General features: G+C 67.0%; 22 protein-coding genes. 6 read left to right on the plus strand and 16 right to left on the minus strand.

What is annotated here, in order from left to right; translation table 11 throughout:
• Positions 1-100: 100 nt before the first annotated feature.
• The 14 genes from EU800_RS07700 to EU800_RS07765 all read right to left on the minus strand — a co-directional run bounded on the left by EU800_RS07700 (position 101) and on the right by EU800_RS07765 (position 9,941).
• Positions 101-907, minus strand: a complete 807-nt coding sequence (locus EU800_RS07700; protein WP_165354590.1) for a serine protease — start codon at positions 905-907, stop codon at positions 101-103.
• A gap of 7 nt (positions 908-914) precedes the next feature.
• Positions 915-1,721: a serine protease gene (locus tag EU800_RS07705; RefSeq protein ID WP_129630256.1), complete on the minus strand. Its 807-nt coding sequence runs from the start codon at positions 1,719-1,721 to the stop codon at positions 915-917.
• A 255-nt stretch (positions 1,722-1,976) separates the two neighbouring features.
• Positions 1,977-2,588, minus strand: coding sequence for an urease accessory protein UreG (gene ureG, locus EU800_RS07710; protein ID WP_129630258.1), 612 nt, complete (start codon positions 2,586-2,588; stop codon positions 1,977-1,979).
• Between the two features lie 12 nt (positions 2,589-2,600).
• Complete coding sequence (locus EU800_RS07715; protein ID WP_129630260.1) at positions 2,601-3,239, minus strand: urease accessory protein UreF; 639 nt, start codon at positions 3,237-3,239, stop codon at positions 2,601-2,603.
• Positions 3,229-3,717, minus strand: coding sequence for an urease accessory protein UreE (locus tag EU800_RS07720; protein WP_129630262.1), 489 nt, complete (start codon positions 3,715-3,717; stop codon positions 3,229-3,231). Before EU800_RS07720 ends, EU800_RS07715 begins: the two co-directional genes overlap by 11 nt.
• Before the next feature lie 71 nt (positions 3,718-3,788).
• A complete protein-coding gene (locus EU800_RS07725; protein ID WP_129630264.1) occupies positions 3,789-4,397 on the minus strand; it encodes a hypothetical protein in 609 nt (202 codons plus the stop codon).
• Between the two features lie 308 nt (positions 4,398-4,705).
• Positions 4,706-4,921 carry a hypothetical protein gene (locus EU800_RS07730; RefSeq protein WP_207209873.1) on the minus strand — a complete coding sequence of 72 codons (216 nt, stop codon included), beginning with the start codon at positions 4,919-4,921 and terminating at the stop codon, positions 4,706-4,708.
• Positions 4,922-5,039: 118 nt separating this feature from the next.
• Positions 5,040-6,749 (minus strand): urease subunit alpha, encoded by a 1,710-nt coding sequence (ureC, locus tag EU800_RS07735; RefSeq protein ID WP_129630266.1) that lies wholly within the window; start codon positions 6,747-6,749, stop codon positions 5,040-5,042.
• Between the two features lie 18 nt (positions 6,750-6,767).
• Complete coding sequence (locus tag EU800_RS07740) at positions 6,768-7,094, minus strand: hypothetical protein (protein WP_129630268.1); 327 nt, start codon at positions 7,092-7,094, stop codon at positions 6,768-6,770.
• Between the two features lie 208 nt (positions 7,095-7,302).
• Positions 7,303-7,995, minus strand: a complete 693-nt coding sequence (locus tag EU800_RS07745) for a hypothetical protein (RefSeq protein WP_129630270.1) — start codon at positions 7,993-7,995, stop codon at positions 7,303-7,305.
• Between the two features lie 55 nt (positions 7,996-8,050).
• Positions 8,051-8,356 carry an urease subunit beta gene (locus tag EU800_RS07750; protein ID WP_129630272.1) on the minus strand — a complete coding sequence of 102 codons (306 nt, stop codon included), beginning with the start codon at positions 8,354-8,356 and terminating at the stop codon, positions 8,051-8,053.
• Positions 8,353-8,799: a hypothetical protein gene (locus EU800_RS07755; RefSeq protein ID WP_129630274.1), complete on the minus strand. Its 447-nt coding sequence runs from the start codon at positions 8,797-8,799 to the stop codon at positions 8,353-8,355. Before EU800_RS07755 ends, EU800_RS07750 begins: the two co-directional genes overlap by 4 nt.
• A 6-nt stretch (positions 8,800-8,805) precedes the next feature.
• Positions 8,806-9,108 (minus strand): urease subunit gamma, encoded by a 303-nt coding sequence (locus EU800_RS07760; protein WP_129630276.1) that lies wholly within the window; start codon positions 9,106-9,108, stop codon positions 8,806-8,808.
• A gap of 8 nt (positions 9,109-9,116) precedes the next feature.
• Positions 9,117-9,941, minus strand: a complete 825-nt coding sequence (locus EU800_RS07765; protein ID WP_129630278.1) for an urease accessory protein UreD — start codon at positions 9,939-9,941, stop codon at positions 9,117-9,119.
• A 183-nt stretch (positions 9,942-10,124) separates the two neighbouring features.
• Between EU800_RS07765 and pyrC the strand changes: the two genes are divergently transcribed.
• The gene (gene pyrC, locus EU800_RS07770) at positions 10,125-11,165 is read left to right on the plus strand and encodes a dihydroorotase (protein WP_129630280.1); all 1,041 of its coding nucleotides are present in this window, start codon (positions 10,125-10,127) and stop codon (positions 11,163-11,165) included.
• Positions 11,166-11,169: 4 nt separating this feature from the next.
• On the opposite strand, the gene EU800_RS07775 is transcribed toward pyrC, so the two are convergent.
• The gene (locus EU800_RS07775; RefSeq protein ID WP_129630282.1) at positions 11,170-11,985 is read right to left on the minus strand and encodes an alpha/beta fold hydrolase; all 816 of its coding nucleotides are present in this window, start codon (positions 11,983-11,985) and stop codon (positions 11,170-11,172) included.
• Positions 11,986-12,091: 106 nt separating this feature from the next.
• Between EU800_RS07775 and EU800_RS07780 the strand changes: the two genes are divergently transcribed.
• Together EU800_RS07780 and EU800_RS07785 are read left to right on the plus strand one after the other, a co-directional pair.
• A complete protein-coding gene (locus EU800_RS07780) occupies positions 12,092-12,769 on the plus strand; it encodes an orotate phosphoribosyltransferase (protein ID WP_129630284.1) in 678 nt (225 codons plus the stop codon).
• 223 nt (positions 12,770-12,992) lie between these two features.
• Positions 12,993-14,522: a replicative DNA helicase gene (locus EU800_RS07785; protein WP_129630286.1), complete on the plus strand. Its 1,530-nt coding sequence runs from the start codon at positions 12,993-12,995 to the stop codon at positions 14,520-14,522.
• A 15-nt stretch (positions 14,523-14,537) separates the two neighbouring features.
• Here EU800_RS07785 and EU800_RS07790 read toward each other — a convergent pair whose 3' ends face one another.
• Positions 14,538-14,993 (minus strand): GFA family protein, encoded by a 456-nt coding sequence (locus EU800_RS07790; protein WP_129630287.1) that lies wholly within the window; start codon positions 14,991-14,993, stop codon positions 14,538-14,540.
• A gap of 124 nt (positions 14,994-15,117) precedes the next feature.
• Between EU800_RS07790 and alr the strand changes: the two genes are divergently transcribed.
• Genes alr through EU800_RS07805 form a run of 3 tightly spaced genes read left to right on the plus strand, consistent with a single transcriptional unit; the run spans position 15,118 to position 17,698 of the window.
• Complete coding sequence (alr, locus tag EU800_RS07795; protein WP_129630289.1) at positions 15,118-16,167, plus strand: alanine racemase; 1,050 nt, start codon at positions 15,118-15,120, stop codon at positions 16,165-16,167.
• Complete coding sequence (locus tag EU800_RS07800) at positions 16,164-16,955, plus strand: MlaE family ABC transporter permease (protein ID WP_371685595.1); 792 nt, start codon at positions 16,164-16,166, stop codon at positions 16,953-16,955. The genes alr and EU800_RS07800 overlap by 4 nt, the downstream gene beginning before the upstream one ends.
• Positions 16,952-17,698 (plus strand): ABC transporter ATP-binding protein, encoded by a 747-nt coding sequence (locus tag EU800_RS07805; protein WP_129630291.1) that lies wholly within the window; start codon positions 16,952-16,954, stop codon positions 17,696-17,698. Before EU800_RS07800 ends, EU800_RS07805 begins: the two co-directional genes overlap by 4 nt.

Consider the following 17,698-nt stretch of genomic DNA (forward strand, 5'->3'; position numbering starts at 1 on the left):
GCCTTCCACAAGGGACAGGCGCCGGTTCATTTCCGTCCGGACCCGTTCAGAGGCATCCGGACGCAATTCAGGTATGGAGGTGATTTTTCGATTTCAAGGGTCAGGGACGCAGGAATCGCGCACCGATTTCCGGCCGATCCGTGCGCCCCGCGGCGCCCGTCGTCTCGCTGCTCCAGACGCCGCGGCCGCTCTGCAACGCGCGCCGCAGGTCGTCCAGCGGGCCAGCAATCTCCATGCCGTAGACTTCGGTGCTTCCCTCGACGCGGCGCCCGCGCGAGACGATCGAGACGATCCGCGGCCGGCCGGCGGAAAGATCGAAAATCGGCGCGCCGGAGGAGCCGAAATCGGTGTCGCAGGAGAAGCCGAGCGCACCCTGGGCCGCGATAATGGTCCGGCAGGCGCGTTGCCAGCTCAGTGCGTCACTCCGCCCGCGCGCGAAGGAGACGACGGTCACGCTGCGCCCCTCACCACTGCGCGACGAGGTCGCGAAAGGCGCGGCGTGGCCGGCGGGGATCGGTTCGGCGAGTTCGAGAAGCGCGACGTCGGATAGAAGCTGGCGCAGACCGTCCGTGTCATCTGGATCGTAGGCGGAATGGGCCACGGCGCGGAAACCCTTTCGTTCGGCGATCGCCTCGCCGTCACGAAGGCCGGCGCGGAAGGTGATGCGTGCGGGGTCGATCCGCCCGCCGCTGCGTGGATTGACGAGGCAATGCGCCGCCGTCAGCACGAGGTCCGGCGCGATCAGCGCGCCAGTGCAGAAACCGTTTTCATCGATATCGAGCCGGCCGACCGCCTCCCAGCCGAGCAGGTCCTGGCGCAGCGTCAGTCGCTTGAGCGGGCTGTCGGCGTGCGCTGGCAGGCAGGCGAGCAGCGCAGCGGCGATGGCGAGGAAGCGGAAACAGCGCAACGCAACCTCACGGGCGGACAAACTTCGCGCCAAGCCGCCCGGTGTCGGGACTGCCGAGCAGGCGCAGGCCGGGCTTCAGGGGCTCGACCCTTTCCTGGCTGAACTCGGCCTCAAGCTCGGCGATGGACGGGCGCAGTTCACCCGCCAATGCGACCGGTCGGCCATCCGCCTCGGCCTTGGCGGAGACGACCGAGACGATCTCCGGGCCGGCCGCGCCGACAACAAAGATCGGTGACCCCGAGGCGCCGAAATCGACTGAGCAGGAGAGCATGCCGACACCGCCGAAGCTCTCCAGAACATGGCAGACATTCTGCAGCGAGGGCGCTTCGGAACGGTCCTCGGCATAGGACACGATGGTCACCTCGTTGCCACGCCGCAGCGACAGTTTGGCCGTGGCGAAGGGCGTGACATGGCTGGAGCGGATCGGGCGGTCGAGTTCCAGCAGCGCGAGGTCGCGGGCGACCCGGGCGACCTTCCGGCTGGAGCCGTAGTCGTATTCGGGATGAGCGACCGCGCGACGCACGCCGCGGAAGGCTTCGGCACGTCCGTCGCGCCACCCGGCGCGGAACTCCATCCGCTCGACCGGGATGCGCGCGCCAGTCTCGGAATCGAAGAGGCAATGCGCGGCGGTGAGCACGCGGTCCGGCGCGATCAACGCACCTGTGCAGAAACTGCCGAACCCCATGTCGATCCGGCCCACGCCCTCCCAGCCACGGGTCTTGTCGAGCGTGTCGAGCTCCGTCAGGCGGCTCGCCTCTTCGGCCCGGGCGAGCGGGGCGAAGAGCAGCAGGACGAGAAACAGAAGACGCAGCATGGCTCCTCCGACAGGTAATGCGCCTGACTATACCGGAGATCGGGCAGGAATGAGGCGCAGCGCGCGCGCTTCGTCCGTTTCCGGCCTCCGGCAGCCCAAGTCTGCAGGGGCACCTTGTGGAAAGCAATGTCGCGCTGAAAGCCCAGCTCAGGGCGTGGCGTTCCGGGCATTTCCGCGACAGGCCTTGGAGGCGTGGCCTCCCGGGCAACCGCACGGAGAGCGTCCAGTGGCGGCCCGCCGAGGGTAGGTCTTTTGCTAGAACCCGCCCTGCGCGCGGAGGAAGGCAACAACTTCCGCGATCCCCTCCCCCCGCCCGAGCGACGCCATGACATAGGGTCGACCGGCGCGCGCCGCCGCCGTGTCGGTTTCCAGCCGCACGGGGTCGACGCCGACATGCGGCGCGAGATCCGTCTTGTTGACGATCAGAAGGTCGGACCGCGTCACGCCCGGCCCCCGCTTGCGCGGGATGTCCTGCCCGGCCGCTGTGTCGATCACGTAGAGCGTCAGGTCGGCCAGTTCCGGGCTGAAGGTCGCCGCGAGATTGTCGCCGCCTGATTCGACCAGTACCAGGTCGAGATCGGGGAAGTCGCGCGTGAGCGCGTCGATCGCCGCGAGGTTGATCGAGGCATCCTCGCGGATCGCGGTATGCGGGCAGCCGCCGGTCTCGACGCCCCGCACCCGCTCAGCCGGCAATGCCTGGACGCGCATAAGATACTCGGCATCCTCGCGCGTGTAGATGTCGTTGGTCACCACCGCCATCGACAGTTCGCCCGAGAGTGCCCGGCAGAGTTTCTCAGTCAGCGTCGTCTTGCCGGCGCCGACCGGGCCGCCGATGCCGACGCGCAAGGGTCCGTTGGGGCTGGGCATGTCTCTCTCCTCTCAGCTCTTGAAGAGCCGTACATCCATCGTCTCGTGCCGCATCGCGGCGATATCCGCGCCGAAGGCGGCGCTGCCGATCTCGTCGAGGCCGGCTTCCGCCGCTGCCCCGGCCAGCGCGACGATCCGCGGGCGGAGCCGGGCGAGCACCGCCTGCCCCTCGGTCTGGCCGAGCGGCACGAACCGCACGCCGGCGGAGACCAGATTGGCGGCAAAAGCCTGAAGATAGAACGCAGCGACCTCGGCCGCCCCGAGCTCGAGCCCGGCCGCTGCCGCGCCCACGGCAACCGGCAACGGATACGCGTCCCGCTCCGCCCCGGTCAGGGCATTGACCGCCCGCATAAAGGCCGCGCCCTGTTCGCGCGCCTCCAGCCAGCGCTCGCGCGACGCGGCCAGCGACTCGGCCAGCGCAGCGAGTTCCGTCGCCTCCGGCACACCGCGCATCGCGTGACAGAGCAGGATCGCGTCGCAGCGCCCCGCCCCCTGCTCCAAGACGGCCCGAAGCCAGCGCTCGAGGCTCGCCGCGTCGGACACCTCGCCCGCCGCAATCGCCGCCTCCAGCCCGTGCGAATAGGCGAAGCCCCCGACTGGGAAAGCGGGCGAGAGCCACTGGGTGAGCGTCAGGATTGCCTCAGTGCTCATGGGCCCCATGCGTGTGATCCGCGTGCTCGCCATGCGAATGGCCGAGCGTCCGGCCATGGCCATAGGCGCCCCCCTCGGGCGCGAAGGGCGCCGAGATCGGTTCGACCGTCGCGCCCAGACCCTCGAGCATCCGCGCCAGCACCGGGTCTTCGCGAATCAGCAGACGGGTCTCCTCGATCCGGCAGGGTGTATGACGGTTGCCGATATGCCAGGTGAGGCGCGCGAGGTTCTTACCGGCAATCGCCAGCAGCGGCTCCTCGGCCGCGACGATGCCGACATGCACGCCGCTCTCCAGCACCAGCGCATCGCCATGATCGAGCGAGACCGTCTCGGCCAGGTCGACAAGGATCTCAAGGCCGCTCTCGGCGACCAGCCGCCTGCGTCGGAGAAAGCGCCCCTCGTAGTCGAGCCGCACCCGCTCCGGTGCGCCCTCCCCGGCCTTCCGGGCGACACGATGCGCCCGCTCCATTGTGCTCATTCCTTCTCCACCGGCTTGGACTCCAGACCTTCGGAGCCTAGCCGCCGCGCTGCGGCAAGGAAAGCCCCCGATCAGGGCGGCGTGAGGCTGAAACGGCTCGGCGCAAAGGGCAGCGGGCCGGTCTCCGCGTCGATCCGGGCAAGCTCCAGGGACAGGCCAAGCGCCGGCAGATGTGTCATCATGGAGGTGAAGCTCTCGTCCGCCCAATGATACGTAAGCAGCATCGGGAACGCCTCGTAGCGGCAACCGGCGATCTCAAACTCCGCCTGCATACCGGTATGGAGCTCTACCTCTTCGTCCTCCGGCGGCGCACCATCGGCAAATGAATTGGTCGCGGTGACCGTGACATCCATCTCGGGTCCGATCGGCAACCTGTCATAGAGCCAGCCGGGATAACGGCTGGTGATCCGGGTCTCCGCCAGTTCGGCCACGCCGTCGAGATCGACCTCGTCGGTGATGAAGACACCGCCCATCGAGATCATTCGGAATTCCCGCTCGCCATCGGGGTAACGCGTGGTCTCCTCGACCATTCGCGCGCCGAGCCAGCGCAGCCCAACCGTCCCGCCGTCGGGATAGGTGACATAGGCGGTGCGGCCCGTCTCCAGCGCGTCACGGGTGGGGCATTGGGCGGCGGCTGTCCCGGTCAGCGCTATGAGCGCGAGGAATGTCAGTGAGCGCATGTCCTTGCCTCGGCGGACCCTTTTTGCCGCCTCTCGGCCGGAGGTTATCATGGCGTGCCGGGCAAGGCGACGGGGAAGGGTACGGGTTCGCGATCCGTGCGATCGGCCGTCCACTCATGTCTAGCGATTTGCCGGGAAAGCGACAGACGTGTTAAAGCTCGGTAAACCCGGCCCCAGCGGCGTCTTCTGTTCGGAAAACTGCGGAACGATACGCCCACCCGACGCCAGCCGCAGCACGTTGACGGACCGAATAACCAGACGCGCGCGGGAGACCGCGCACGACAGTACCGATGGCCTCAGCGGCCCTATCAGAAGGATTCCGACCACGCCGTCCGTGCGAGATCTGCGCGGTCCAAGCCCCGCCGCGCGAGTTCCGCATCGCTGAGCCGGTTGAGCGACTCGTAGCGCCTGGCGACCCTGATCGCGGTATCGAAGGTGTCGAAAAATGCCACTACGCCGCGAAGCGCTCTCCGTGCCGGGCGAAGGAGCTCCGGGCGGGTCGTGACAAAGGTTGAATCGGACATGAATTACTCCTGCTCCAAGTGCGTCTTCACTTGGGTCAAGAGTAATGACCAATTACCTTTAGCGCTATCGCTGCAAGCGCAAAGCCACCATGCCGCACCCGCATAACCCGCGGATGCCTCAGAACAGGAAGTAGCGCTGCGCCATCGGCAGTTCCTGTGCCGGCTCGCAGGTCAGCAACTCGCCATCGGCACGCACCTCGTAGGTCTCGGGATTGACCTCGATCTTCGGCCGGGTATCGTTCATCACCATGTCGGCCTTGCCGATCCCGCGGGTGTCGCCGACCGCGAGCGTGTCCTTGGCCAGCCCCAGCGAAGTCCCGATCCCGTCCGCCTGCGCGGCGCCCGAAACGAAGATCACCGCGGACCGTTCGACAGCGCGCCCATAGGCGCCGAACATCGGCCGGGTATAGACCGGCTGCGGCGTCGGGATCGAGGCGTTGGGGTCGCCCATCTGGGCCACGGCGATGCTGCCGCCGATAAGCACCATCTCCGGCTTCACGCCGAAGAAGGCCGGCGACCAGAGCGCGAGGTCCGCCCGCTTGCCCTCCTCGACCGACCCGATATGCGCCGACATCCCGTGCGCGATGGCAGGGTTGATGGTGTATTTTGCGACATAGCGCTTGACGCGCACATTGTCGTTGTCGCCGGTTTCCTCGGCCAGACGACCGCGCTGCACCTTCATCTTGTGCGCCGTCTGCCAGGTCCGGATGATGACCTCGCCGACGCGCCCCATCGCCTGGCTGTCGGAGGCGATGATCGAGAAGGCGCCCATGTCGTGAAGGATGTCTTCTGCCGCGATGGTCTCCTTGCGGATCCGGCTCTCGGCAAAGGCAACGTCCTCGGGGATCGACTTGTCGAGATGGTGGCAGACCATCAACATGTCGAGATGTTCTTCCAGCGTGTTTACCGTGTAGGGCCGGGTCGGGTTGGTCGAGGAGGGGATGACGAATTCCTCGCCGCAGACCTTGATGATGTCGGGCGCATGCCCCCCGCCGGCGCCCTCGGTGTGGAAGGCGTGGATCGTCCGGCCCTTCATCGCCTTGATCGTGTTCTCGACGAAGCCCGACTCGTTCAGCGTGTCGGTGTGGATCATCACCTGCACGTCCATGGCGTCGGCGACCGACAGGCAGCAGTCGATCGCGCCGGGGGTCGTTCCCCAATCCTCGTGCAGTTTCAGCGCGCAGGCGCCTGCCTTCACCTGCTCCTCAAGCGCCGCCGGAAGGCTCGCATTGCCCTTGCCGGCAAAGGCGAGGTTCATCGGGAAGGCGTCCGCCGCTTGCAACATCCGTCCGATATGCCACGGCCCCGGCGTGCAGGTCGTGGCCAGCGTGCCATGCGCCGGGCCGGTGCCGCCGCCCAGCATAGTCGTCAGACCGGAATGCAGCGCATCCTCGATCTGCTGCGGGCAGATGAAATGGATATGGCTGTCGAACCCGCCGGCCGTCAGGATCTTGCCCTCGCCGGCAATCGCCTCGGTACCCGGGCCGACGATAATGTCCACGCCAGGCTGAGTGTCCGGATTGCCAGCTTTGCCGATCTTGGCGATCCGACCGTCCTTGAGCCCGACATCGGCCTTGTAGATGCCAGTCGCGTCGAGGATCAGCGCATTGGTGATGACCGTGTCCACGGCACCCTCGGCGCGGGTCGCCTGGCTTTGCCCCATGCCGTCGCGGATCACCTTTCCGCCACCGAACTTCACCTCCTCGCCATAGGTCGTAAGATCCTTCTCGACCTCAATGACCAGGTCCGTATCAGCAAGCCGGACACGGTCGCCGGTGGTCGGGCCGAACATCGCGGCATAGGCAGCACGGGAAATTGTGGCGGGCATGGCGGCCTCCTCGGTCGGTCAGCTGTCTGGGTCCACGCCGCCGAGGCGGCGAAGGTTGCGATTGGTCTCGGAGCGGATCGGATGGAGCGCGGCGGCCATCACGCGATCGGGCCGCTGGCCGCCCAGGGCGGTCAGACCGGCTGCAAGCGCCGCTGCGAAGAATGCGGGGGGTTTCTCGGCGAACATGCGATGGGTCTCGGTCCCCACGTAGGGACGGAAACCGCAGAAGGCACCGGAACGATAGGCAATGACCACGCCGGCTTCGACGGCAAGCATGGCAGTCTCCATCCCGATCTCGAGAAGGTCGCGCGTCAGGTCGGCGGCAATATCTTCGGGGCGGCTCATGCGCCCCCCGGGCTGAGGATCAGCGACGCGGTCCCTTCGGATCCCGAACCGGGATCGGAATCGGCTGCGGCGCGGGCGCCAGCAATCCGAGGAGACGGTCGATCAATGTCTTCAGAGGCATGAGAGGCCTTGTCGGGCAATTGCTGATTAACTCTTAAAGTAGCCCCTGCGCCGGAAAGCGCAAGGGCCCATTCCGAGGATCCGCCGATCACGCCTCGTCCTTCCCACTGGCCGGCGCTTTCGACGGCGCTGCGGCATCCTTCGGCTTGGTCTCGGTTGCGGCAGCGGGCTTCGCTTTCGCCGCGCTGCGGCGACGGGTCGCGCGCGCGGGTTTCGCGGCCGCATCCACCGAAGCGACCGCTTCCGTCAGTCCGTTGGGCGTCTTGGGCTTGGACGGTGCACGGCGGCGCGACGTCGGTTTCTTCGTCGCATCGGCTGCCGCCTTCACCTCGGATTTCGGTGCCGGAGCAGCCGCGGCCTTCGGCGCGACTTCGGCCTTTGCTGCGGGTGCCGGGGTGGGTTTCGGAGCCGCCTCGGCCTTGGGGGCGGGCTTCGGAGCGGCGTCGGCCTTCGCCCCTTCCGGCTTGGCGGCGCCAAGCGGCACGACCTTGGCCGCGGGCTTCGCAGCCGGGGTCAGGCGGGCGGGCTTGCGCGCCGGCGCCTTGGGGGCCGGCTTCGTCGTCTGAGCCGGCGCCTTCGCCTTGGTCGCCTTGCCGGAAGGCGTCGATCCGCCCGGCGTGAAGACCTTCATAAAGGACGTGTCGGGATTGACCATCCCGCCGGTCCACGTGTTGGCCATTCCCATGGACATGCGCATGATCTCGAGCTGCAGTTCCGCGGTGCGGCTCCACAGCGCCATGCTTGTCTTCATGTAGTCGGCCGGAGTCATGTATTGGAACATCTCTCTCTCCTGGTAAGTCTCTGGCCCTGTCGGGCCTGTGGCCGCGCGGCACGCCTCAGAGCGTACCCATCACAGCCTGGTTGAATCCGTAAACCCGACGCGCGCCCTTGAGCGGCACCAGGTTCACATCCCGGCTCTGGCCGGGTTCGAAACGCACCGCGGTCCCCGCGGCGATGTCGAGCCGGAGGCCGCGCGCGGCCTCGCGGTCGAATTCCAGCGCCGAGTTCGTCTCGGCAAAATGGTAGTGGCTGCCGACCTGCACAGGGCGGTCACCGGTATTGGAAACCATCAGCACGGTCACATCGCTGCCCTCATTGAGAATGATCTCGCCGGGAGCGGTAATCACTTCGCCTGGGATCATCGCTGTCTCTCCTCTTCGGGCCGGTCATCCTGTTGCACCGCCGTCCTGACGGCGGCCAGTGTCTCTTCGGTATCGTCTGCGTCGGTATCGCCTGTGGGCGCGGCTTCGGCCTCGGAGCGCCCCGGCTCCCGGACGTCACCGTCCCAATCGTCCGGATCGTCCTTCTCCGCCGCCTGCGGGTCGCGCAGGAAGGCATAGAGATCGCTTGCGAAATAGCCGAGCAGCCCGCCGGCCACCGTAAGATACGCCGAGCTGTCGGCGCCCACCGCCCATGTGGCGATCGCCGCGCAGAGCAGCAAGAGGGCGAAGGTCAACACACGGAATTCCAGCGGGTCGAGCCGCATCTCGTAGCGGTCGTTCTTCTCGACGAGCGCCTTCAGCGGCGGTTCGACATGAACCACCAACAGGCCGGCCAGAAGAGAGAAGAAGAAGCTCGCGATCATGGCGCCTCAGCGGATCGGGTGATGCACGGTGACGAGCTTGGTGCCGTCGGGAAAGGTCGCCTCGACCTGCACTTCGTGGATCATCTCGGCGATCCCCTCCATGCACTGCTCGGCCCGGACCACGCCCGCGCCAGCCTCCATCAGATCGGCGACCGACCGGCCATCGCGCGCGCCCTCGACCACGAAATCGGTAATGAGCGCAATCGCCTCGGGATGGTTGAGCTTCACGCCACGCTCGAGCCGTCCCCGCGCCACCATGGCGGCGAGGCTGACCAGGAGTTTGTCCTTTTCGCGAGGTGTCAGGTTCATGTCGTACCTCAGATCTGCCAGACGCGCGGCGGAACCGTGCCTCTGATTTGTGTCAACAGCGCCACCATCAGCCGCCGGAGCGGCCAGGCGTCGCGCGCCATCATCCGCACGACGCAGCGCCCATCCCAGGCCGAGGCGAAGGCCACGACGCCCTCTTGCCCGAGCAACCGCCGGATCGGGTCCAGCGCATCCTCAGCCCCCGGCGCCACCAGTGCGACAAGCGCCACCGCGCGCGCATCTCCGAGCATCGCCGGATCGCCCGCCATGGCAAGGCTCTGCCCGTCCATCCGCACCGTGTCGACCATCACCGGCCGGCCGTCCCGCCGGATCTCGCGGCGATCCAGAAGTGCGAGCGTCCCGACCTTTTCGCCCATCGCTGCCCGACCGAACACCAGCGTCTCGCAAAAGAGCAGTCGCGCATCGCTCGCGAGGTCGATCCGGGTCTCGCGCGCCAGCGCCGCGCGGTCGTAGAGGATAGTCTCCTGCGGCAGCCAGTCGAGCGCTGCGCCGGCACAGGCAGTCATCTCGCAGGTGACCTCCGCCACGCCCGAGGCGGCGGCATAGACCCGCTCGGCAGTCTGCGTCGTTGCCGTCACCCGCGTGCCCGATGCGAGATCGAGCCGGTAGCGCATCCGGTCGCCGCCCGTGAGCCCGCCTGCCGTGTTCAGAAAGACGACCTCCGGGTCGTCCGGACCGCGTGGCAGCATTGCCTTGGCTGATCCCGACTGATGCAGATGACTCAGGCGCGCTTTCCCCTCGCGCAGGGAAAACGCCGCCTCGGCCCGTCCACGGGCGCGCTGAAGCCTCTGATCTGCCGGATCGTGATCGAACATGGATGCCCTCGGTTGCACAGACCCTAGCGCGATCTGCGTAATGCTGCAACGCGGCATAGCGGATCCCGCGCCGTGGTTGCACATTTTTCCGCTCATGGCCTCATTTTCAGGCAGGCATCCCCGCGCTCTGCGGCCGCACGCGGACTGGTCTGCGCGCCGATCCTCGGCTAAGCCGCCTCTATAATGACTCAGACGCTCACGCTCCGCCGCCCCGACGACTGGCACCTGCACCTGCGCGACGGCGCGATGCTGAAGGCCGTCCTGCCCGATACCGCGCGCGATTTCGCCCGCGCCATCATCATGCCGAATCTCGTGCCGCCGGTGGTCACCGCCGCCGACGCCGCAGCCTATCGCGACCGTATCCGCGCCGCCTTGCCCGAGGGCGCCGATTTCACGCCGTTGATGACGCTCTACCTGACCGAAACGACCGATCCCGCCGACGTCGTCGCCGCCCATGCGGAGGGGCTCGTCACTGCGGTGAAGCTCTATCCCGCCGGCGCCACCACCAATTCTGACTCCGGTGTTCGCGACATGCGAAAGGTCCAACCGGTCTTCGAGGCCATGGCCGAGGCCGGCATCCCGCTCTGCGTGCATGGCGAGGTGACCCGACCCGAAATCGACATCTTCGACCGCGAGGCGGTTTTCATCGAGGAGGTGCTCGACCCGATTCGCACGCGCACGCCCGGTCTCCGCGTGGTCATGGAGCATATCACCACCGCCGACGCCTGCGCCTATCTCCGAGACGGCGGCGAGACGCTCGGCGCGACGATCACCACGCATCACCTGATGATCAACCGCAACCACATCCTCGTCGGTGGCATCCGGCCGCACTACTACTGCCTTCCAGTCGCCAAGCGCGAGCGCCACCGCGAAGCGCTGGTCGACCTCGCCACCTCCGGCTTCGACCGTGTCTTCCTCGGCACCGATTCGGCGCCTCACACACAAGCCAACAAGGAAACCGCCTGCGGCTGCGCCGGCATCTACTCCGCGCCCGTCACCATGCCCTGCCTGGCGCAGGTCTTCGAGGACGCAGGTGCGCTCGACCGGCTCGAAGCCTTCGCCTCGCTGAACGGCCCGGCCTTCTACGGGATGGCGCCGAACGCAGGGACGATGACCCTGGAGAAAGGCGAACCGCTCGAGATTCCTGCCCCGCTGGCGACTGGCGACGGCCCGGTCATCGTCTTCGACCCCGGACGGCCCGTGCTCTGGCGAGTGGTGGGCTGAGGCGTCACCGTTCCAGAACGCCGGCGGCGGCCAGCGCGGCGACAAAGCCCGCTGGGCTCTCGCGCACCATGCCGTGGCCCGTGCCCGGAACCACCCTCACGTCGATGCCATTGGCTCGCAGCCATGCCGGATCCGGCGTATCTGGCTGCGGTGCCGTCTGAGCGGCCGCGTATCCCGACTCGCCAAAGACGAAACACCGCGGCATCGGCAGGGCAAAGAAGTCGTGGGCAAAAGTCAGCGGCAGGTCTGCCAGCGCGCGCGCATTGGCATGCAGCGCCCGCGGATCCGCCAGCCGCCAGGCGCCGTAGAGCATCGCCGCCCGCACATCGCCGGCGATCGCCTTTGCCCGTAGGCGGTCCGTGATCCCGGCGAGCCCGCCGCCCTCAAATTCCTCCAGGGACATCGCCGCGAACTTCCGGCTCGCGACACCCCCGCCGGGTGTCAGGTTGCCCTCGGCAACGACCAGCCGTGCCACGAGATCGGGCCGCGACAGCGCCAGCGCGATCCCGACCGTGCCGCCGAAGGAATGACCGATCACTCGGCAGGGCGTGCCACCGAGATGTTCAAGCACCGCGACCAGAACGCCAACATGCGACTCGAGGCTGCCCGGAAACCAGGGCGAGGGATCGCTGTCGCCCGAGCCGATATAATCCAGAAGAACCGCGCTGTGGCGTTCGAGATCCACCGCGCAGGCGAAATCGAGAAACTCCCAGGCCGCCGGCACGTTCAGCCCCGGAAGGCAGAGCAACACCTCCTCGCCCGCCCCCACGGCCTGCCAGCGCACGAAAGCGTCATGCTCTTCCAGATAGAGGCTCTTCATCGCATCCTCCCGCTCTCACTCGTGGAGCCTGCAACCGAACCGGTTGAACTGGCAATCCCCCGGCGGTTTCGGTATCGCCTGAGCAACCCGACAGCGAGGACGAGCGATGCCGATTCCCACCACCCATCCCGACGACGCGACCATGGCCCGGATCTCGGCCAGCATGCTGCTCGAGATCGGCGCGGTGCATTTCAACGCGACCGAGCCCTTTACGCTTGCCTCCGGCCTGCCCTCGCCGACCTATATCGATTGCCGGAAGCTGATCTCCTACCCGCGCATCCGCGCCACGCTGATGGACTTCCTCACCGCCAAGGTGATGCGGGATGCGGGCTTCGAGGCCTTCACCAACATCGCCGGCGGCGAGACTGCAGGCATCCCCTTTGCCGCGCTCGTGGCCGAGCGGATGGGGCTGCCGATGAGCTATGTCCGCAAGAAGCCCAAGGGCTATGGCCGCAACGCGCGGATCGAGGGGGTGATGGGCGAATCGGACCGCGTCCTGCTGGTCGAGGACCTCACCACCGACGGCGGCTCCAAGCTGAGCTTCGTCGACGCGATCCGCGCCACCGGTGCTAGCTGCGCCCATACCGCGGTGATCTTCTACTACGGTATCTTCCCCGAGACCGAAAAAACGCTGGGAGACCATGGCGTTTCCCTCCATTCGCTCTGCACCTGGCACGATGTTCTGGCCGCGGCACGGACGCAGGGCTCCTTCGAATCCGGGACCCTCGCGGAGGTCGAGTCCTTCCTGAGCGACCCGCGCGCCTGGCAAAACGCGCGAATCTGAGCCTGCCGCGACCGGCGGCATCCCGCTCCGGCCGGGGCGATTTATCGCACAGTAACGCGCCAGACGCCCCGCGCCGCGCCACCACATGTTGACGCATGGCGTCTCCTTGTCGCAATATGCGGCAAGCACCGAGCCACCCACAGCTTATCCCCAATTTTATACATTTTGACCCGCATAGGGCCGAGGGGTAGAGCTTCCATCCACCAGATACGGGCAGTGCAAAATGAACGAAGTGACGGCGGTCGCGAGAACCGCCCCGGACTTGACCGCCCCGGACTTGGCAGCGAAGGCAGAAACGGGCAGTGACGCGGGGCAAACGGTTCCGCACAATATCGAGGCCGAGCAGCAGTTGCTGGGCGCGATCCTGACTAACAACGATATCTTCGACAGGGTCGCGTCCATACTTTCCGAAGAACATTTCTACGACCCGGTCCACGCGAAGATCTACGAGGTCGCGCGCACGCGGATCGCGAGAAACCTTCAGGCGACGCCGGTCACGCTGAAGGCTTTCCTCGAGGACCACCCCGGGCTCCGGGAACTCGGCGGGCCGGCCTATCTCGCCAAGCTGGCCGGAAGCGCCATCGCGAGCTTCGCGGCCGCCGATTACGCGCAGATTATCTACGACCTTGCGATCCGCCGCGAGCTCATGGCGCTCGGCAAGGACATCGAGGCCAAGGCGGCCAATGTCGACATGGCGTCCGAGCCGCGCGAGCAGATCGTCGAGGCCGAACAGGCGCTTTATAAGCTCGGCGAAGCGGGCAAGGCCAATACCGGGTTCCAGAGCTTCCTCAAGGCCGTCACCGGTGCGGTCGAGTCGGCCAATGCCGCGTTCCAGCGCGACGGCGGGCTCGCGGGGCTCTCCACCGGGCTCGTGGATCTCGACCGGAAGCTCGGCGGTCTGCACCCGTCGGACCTGCTGATCCTCGCCGGCCGTCCCTCGATGGGCAAGACCTCGCTGGCCTGCAACATCGCCTTCAACATCGCCCGGGCCTATCGGCGCGGCCTCCGGCCCGACGGCCGCGAAGGCGCCGTCAACGGCGGCGTGGTCGGGTTCTTCTCACTGGAGATGTCCGCCGAGCAACTTGCACTGCGGCTGCTCTCGGAAGCCTCCCGCATCCCCAGCAACAAGGTCCGCCGCGGCGAGATGACGGAGGAGGAATTCCGCCGCTTCGTGAGCGCGGCCAAGGAGCTGGAAGCCTGCCCGCTCTTTATCGACGACACTGCCGCTCTCCCGATCAGCCAGCTCGCCGCCCGCGCGCGACGGCTCAAACGGACACACGGGCTCGACGCGCTCTTCGTCGACTATCTCCAGCTCGTCCGGCCGGCCACTGCCAAGGACAGCCGCGTAAACGAGGTTTCCGAGATCACGCAGGGCCTGAAAGCCATTGCAAAGGAGCTCGATATCCCCGTCGTCGCCCTCTCCCAGCTCTCGCGCCAGGTCGAGAACCGCGACGACAAGCGGCCGCAGCTCTCCGACCTCCGCGAGTCCGGCTCGATCGAGCAGGACGCGGACGTGGTGATGTTCGTCTACCGCGCCGAATACTACAAGGAACGCGAGAAGCCTGCCGACCACAATCTCGAGGCGATGGCGACATGGCAGGCCGAGATGGAAGCGCTTTACGGAAAGGCCGATGTGATGATCGGCAAGCAGCGTCACGGGCCGATCGGCGACGTGCCGCTGGCCTTCGAAGCGGAGTTCACCAAGTTCAGCGACCTCGTGCAGCCCTGGCAACAGGGCGAAAACCGGACCTGACGCGCGCGGCCGGGCCTATAGGCTTTCGGCGAATTCCCGGAGCAGGCGTGGATAGTCGTCTTCAGACGGGAAGCCCGGATAGCTGTGGCGCGCACCGGTCCGCGCCCAGGGCAGCTTGTCTTCGGTCATGCATTCGATGAACGGCTCGGCCCAGACGGCCGCGTCGAACATCGTCGGACGTATGTTGAGGAAACCGTCGAAGCCGTTGATGCGGGTGAACATCCAGGTCAGGCAGTCTGGGCAGAAATAATGGTCGAGCTGCGGCCCCTTGATGCCGCCTTTCACCGGCTCGCCCTCGAGGACGCGGAAGCCATCAACGGGCACCATCGCCGTCAGCGAGAATGCACTGGCGCTCATGCGCTGGCACCCCGTGCAGTGACAGGCCGAAGTCATCAGCGGTGGCGCGGAAAGCTCGACTCGCAGCTTGCCGCATCGGCACCGGCCTTCGATCGGCAAATCCAAATCATGCATCCCAACCTCCCCTGTGAGTTGGCGCGACCCTATCAGCGGCGAACGCCCCGGGAAACCCGGCGCAGACGCGCCGCGCGCGTGCTTTCCCCTTGACCTCCCCGGCCGGGATGGCAGAACCGGCACCATGGGCACCGGAACACTCACGATCGATCTCGACGCGATTGCCGCCAACTGGCAGTCGCTCAACTCCCTGTCCGCCGACACGGTCGAGACCGGCGCGGTGGTCAAGGCCGACGGCTACGGGCTCGGCGCCGCGCGAGTGGCGCGCGCTCTGGCCAAGGCCGGCGCGCGCAGCTTCTTCGTCGCGATTCCCGAGGAAGGCGCGGCCATCCGGGAAGCGCTCGGGCGGGACGCGGAGATCTATGTCTTCGGCGGCCACATGGCCGGCGACACCGACATGATCCACGACCTCGACCTGGTCCCGTTGCTGAACTCCATCGACCAGCTCACCCGCCATTTCGAGTCCCTGCCCGGCGCCCCGTTTGGCATCCAGCTCGACACCGGCATGAATCGTCTCGGCCTCGAACCCGCCGAATGGGAGGCCGTCGCGACGCTCGCGCTGAGCCAGTCGCCGCGCCTGCTGATGAGCCACCTCGCCAGTGCCGACGACACCGAAAGCCCGCAGAACGACGCCCAGCTCCGCCGCTTCCACGAGATGACCGACGGCACCGACCGGCCACGTTCGCTGTCGGCCACCGGAGGCACGCTGCTCGGCCCGGACTATCATTTCGACCTCACCCGTCCCGGCATCGGGCTCTATGGGGGCCTGCCCTTCGCCGAAGCGCGGCCCGTCGCGCATGTCTCACTGCCGGTCATCCAGACCCGCGAGGTCGCCGCCGGCGAGAGCGTCGGCTACAATGCAACCTGGACCGCGTCGGAACCGCGCATCATCGCCACCGTCGCCGCCGGCTATGCCGACGGCCTGCTGCGCGCCCTGTCGGGAAAGGCGATGCTTTACTGTGAGGGAACCCCCTGCCCGATTGTCGGCCGCGTCTCGATGGACCTCATCACCGTCGACATCACCGGCCTGCCCGAGGTTCCGCCGGCGCTCGACATTCTCTGCTCCGAGCAGGGCGTCGACACGCTCGCGGAGGCGGCCGGCACCATCGGCTACGAGATCCTGACATCGCTCGGGGCGCGCTACCAGCGCAAGGCGATCGGCGGCTTCGCGTGACAACCCGCATCCTGACCCGACCGCTCGCGGCCATCGGCCGTCCGGTTCTCGCCGCGCTTGCCTCGGTCGGCCGGATGACGCTCTTCGCGGCCGCCGTCTTCAGCCACATCCTCCGCCCGCCCTGGTATTTCCGCGAATTCACCCACGCGGTCATGACGATCGGCTGGTACTCCCTCCCCGTCGTCGGGCTAACCGCACTTTTCACCGGCGGCGCGCTGGCGTTGCAGATCTATGACGGCTCCTCGCGTTTCTCCGCCGAGGCCGCGGTGCCGCAAATCGTAGCCATCGGCATGGTGCGCGAGCTCGGCCCGGTGCTCGGCGGCCTCATGGTCGCAGCCCGCGTCGCTTCCTCCATCGCCGCCGAGATCGGCACGATGAAGGTCACCGAACAGATCGACGCCCTCGTGACGCTCTCCACCGACCCATTGAAATACCTTGCCGTTCCGCGCGTGCTCGCCGCCACGCTCACCGTGCCCATTCTCGTTGCGGTCGGCGATTCCATCGGCATCATGGGGGGCTGGCTGGTGGGCGTGAACCGGCTCGACTTCAATTCGACCGCCTATCTCAGGAACACGATCGACTTCCTCGAAGTCGCCGATGTCGGCTCGGGGATCGCCAAGGGCGCCGTTTTCGGCTGCCTGGTCGCGCTCATGGGCTGCTATTACGGCATGCATTCGGGCCGTGGCGCGCAGGGCGTCGGCAAAGCCACGAAACTCGCCGTTGTCTCGGCCTCCGTCCTCATCCTCGCCTCCAATTACCTGCTCACCGAGCTTTTCTTCTCCGCATGATCCGCCTCGACAACGTGCATAAGTCCTTTGGCGATAACGCCGTGCTCCGCGGCGTCACGCTCGAGGTGCCAAAGGGAGAATCGATGGTCATCATCGGCGGCTCTGGCACCGGCAAGTCGGTGATGCTCAAGTGCATCCTCGGCCTGACTCGCCCCGACAGCGGCCTCATCACGCTTGACGGCCAGCCGGTGGAGAGCGGCGACCACGACGCCTTCCTCGCCCGCTTTGGCATGCTCTTTCAGGGGGCCGCCCTCTTCGACTCGCTCCCTGTCTGGCAGAACGTCGCCTTCCGTCTCCTCCGTGGCCGCCTCAAGCGGCCAAAGGCCGAGGCGCGCGAGATCGCCATCGAGAAGCTTCGCCGGGTCGGCCTCGGCTCGAAGGTCGCCGATCTTTTCCCCGCGGAGCTCTCGGGCGGCATGCAGAAGCGCGTCGGGCTCGCACGCGCCATCGCCGCCGAACCGGAGATCATCTTCTTCGACGAGCCGACGACCGGGCTCGACCCGATCATGGCCGGAGTCATCAACGATCTCATTCGCGAGATCGTGGTCGAGATGGGCGCCACGGCGATGACCATCACCCACGACATGACCTCGGTCCGCGCCATCGCCGACGACGTCGCCATGCTGCATGACGGGGTGATCCAGTGGAGCGGACCGGTGGCGGACATGGACGGATGCGCCGACCCCTACGTCCAGCAATTCATCCATGGCCGCGCCGAGGGACCGATCGAGGCGGTTCGCTGA

Origin of the sequence: Tropicimonas sp. IMCC6043, from assembly GCF_004146235.1 — a bacterium.
GTDB lineage: Bacteria > Pseudomonadota > Alphaproteobacteria > Rhodobacterales > Rhodobacteraceae > Tropicimonas.

Bases quoted from the DNA above. Each gene is read 5' to 3' on its own strand.
- EU800_RS07750 (WP_129630272.1), bottom strand. From the start codon at position 8,356: ATGATCCCAGGCGAAGTGATTACCGCTCCCGGCGAGATCATTCTCAAT.
- EU800_RS07740 (WP_129630268.1), bottom strand. From the start codon at position 7,094: ATGAGCCGCCCCGAAGATATTGCCGCCGACCTGACGCGCGACCTTCTC.
- ureC (WP_129630266.1), bottom strand. From the start codon at position 6,749: ATGCCCGCCACAATTTCCCGTGCTGCCTATGCCGCGATGTTCGGCCCG.
- EU800_RS07775 (WP_129630282.1), bottom strand. From the start codon at position 11,985: ATGAAGAGCCTCTATCTGGAAGAGCATGACGCTTTCGTGCGCTGGCAG.
- EU800_RS07715 (WP_129630260.1), bottom strand. From the start codon at position 3,239: ATGAGCACTGAGGCAATCCTGACGCTCACCCAGTGGCTCTCGCCCGCT.
- EU800_RS07805 (WP_129630291.1), top strand. From the start codon at position 16,952: ATGATCCGCCTCGACAACGTGCATAAGTCCTTTGGCGATAACGCCGTG.
- EU800_RS07725 (WP_129630264.1), bottom strand. From the start codon at position 4,397: ATGCGCTCACTGACATTCCTCGCGCTCATAGCGCTGACCGGGACAGCC.
- EU800_RS07730 (WP_207209873.1), bottom strand. From the start codon at position 4,921: ATGTCCGATTCAACCTTTGTCACGACCCGCCCGGAGCTCCTTCGCCCG.
- EU800_RS07765 (WP_129630278.1), bottom strand. From the start codon at position 9,941: ATGTTCGATCACGATCCGGCAGATCAGAGGCTTCAGCGCGCCCGTGGA.
- EU800_RS07760 (WP_129630276.1), bottom strand. From the start codon at position 9,108: ATGAACCTGACACCTCGCGAAAAGGACAAACTCCTGGTCAGCCTCGCC.
- EU800_RS07745 (WP_129630270.1), bottom strand. From the start codon at position 7,995: ATGTTCCAATACATGACTCCGGCCGACTACATGAAGACAAGCATGGCG.
- EU800_RS07705 (WP_129630256.1), bottom strand. From the start codon at position 1,721: ATGCTGCGTCTTCTGTTTCTCGTCCTGCTGCTCTTCGCCCCGCTCGCC.
- EU800_RS07790 (WP_129630287.1), bottom strand. From the start codon at position 14,993: ATGCATGATTTGGATTTGCCGATCGAAGGCCGGTGCCGATGCGGCAAG.
- ureG (WP_129630258.1), bottom strand. From the start codon at position 2,588: ATGCCCAGCCCCAACGGACCCTTGCGCGTCGGCATCGGCGGCCCGGTC.
- EU800_RS07720 (WP_129630262.1), bottom strand. From the start codon at position 3,717: ATGAGCACAATGGAGCGGGCGCATCGTGTCGCCCGGAAGGCCGGGGAG.
- alr (WP_129630289.1), top strand. From the start codon at position 15,118: ATGGGCACCGGAACACTCACGATCGATCTCGACGCGATTGCCGCCAAC.
- EU800_RS07785 (WP_129630286.1), top strand. From the start codon at position 12,993: ATGAACGAAGTGACGGCGGTCGCGAGAACCGCCCCGGACTTGACCGCC.
- EU800_RS07755 (WP_129630274.1), bottom strand. From the start codon at position 8,799: ATGATCGCGAGCTTCTTCTTCTCTCTTCTGGCCGGCCTGTTGGTGGTT.
- pyrC (WP_129630280.1), top strand. From the start codon at position 10,125: ATGACTCAGACGCTCACGCTCCGCCGCCCCGACGACTGGCACCTGCAC.
- EU800_RS07780 (WP_129630284.1), top strand. From the start codon at position 12,092: ATGCCGATTCCCACCACCCATCCCGACGACGCGACCATGGCCCGGATC.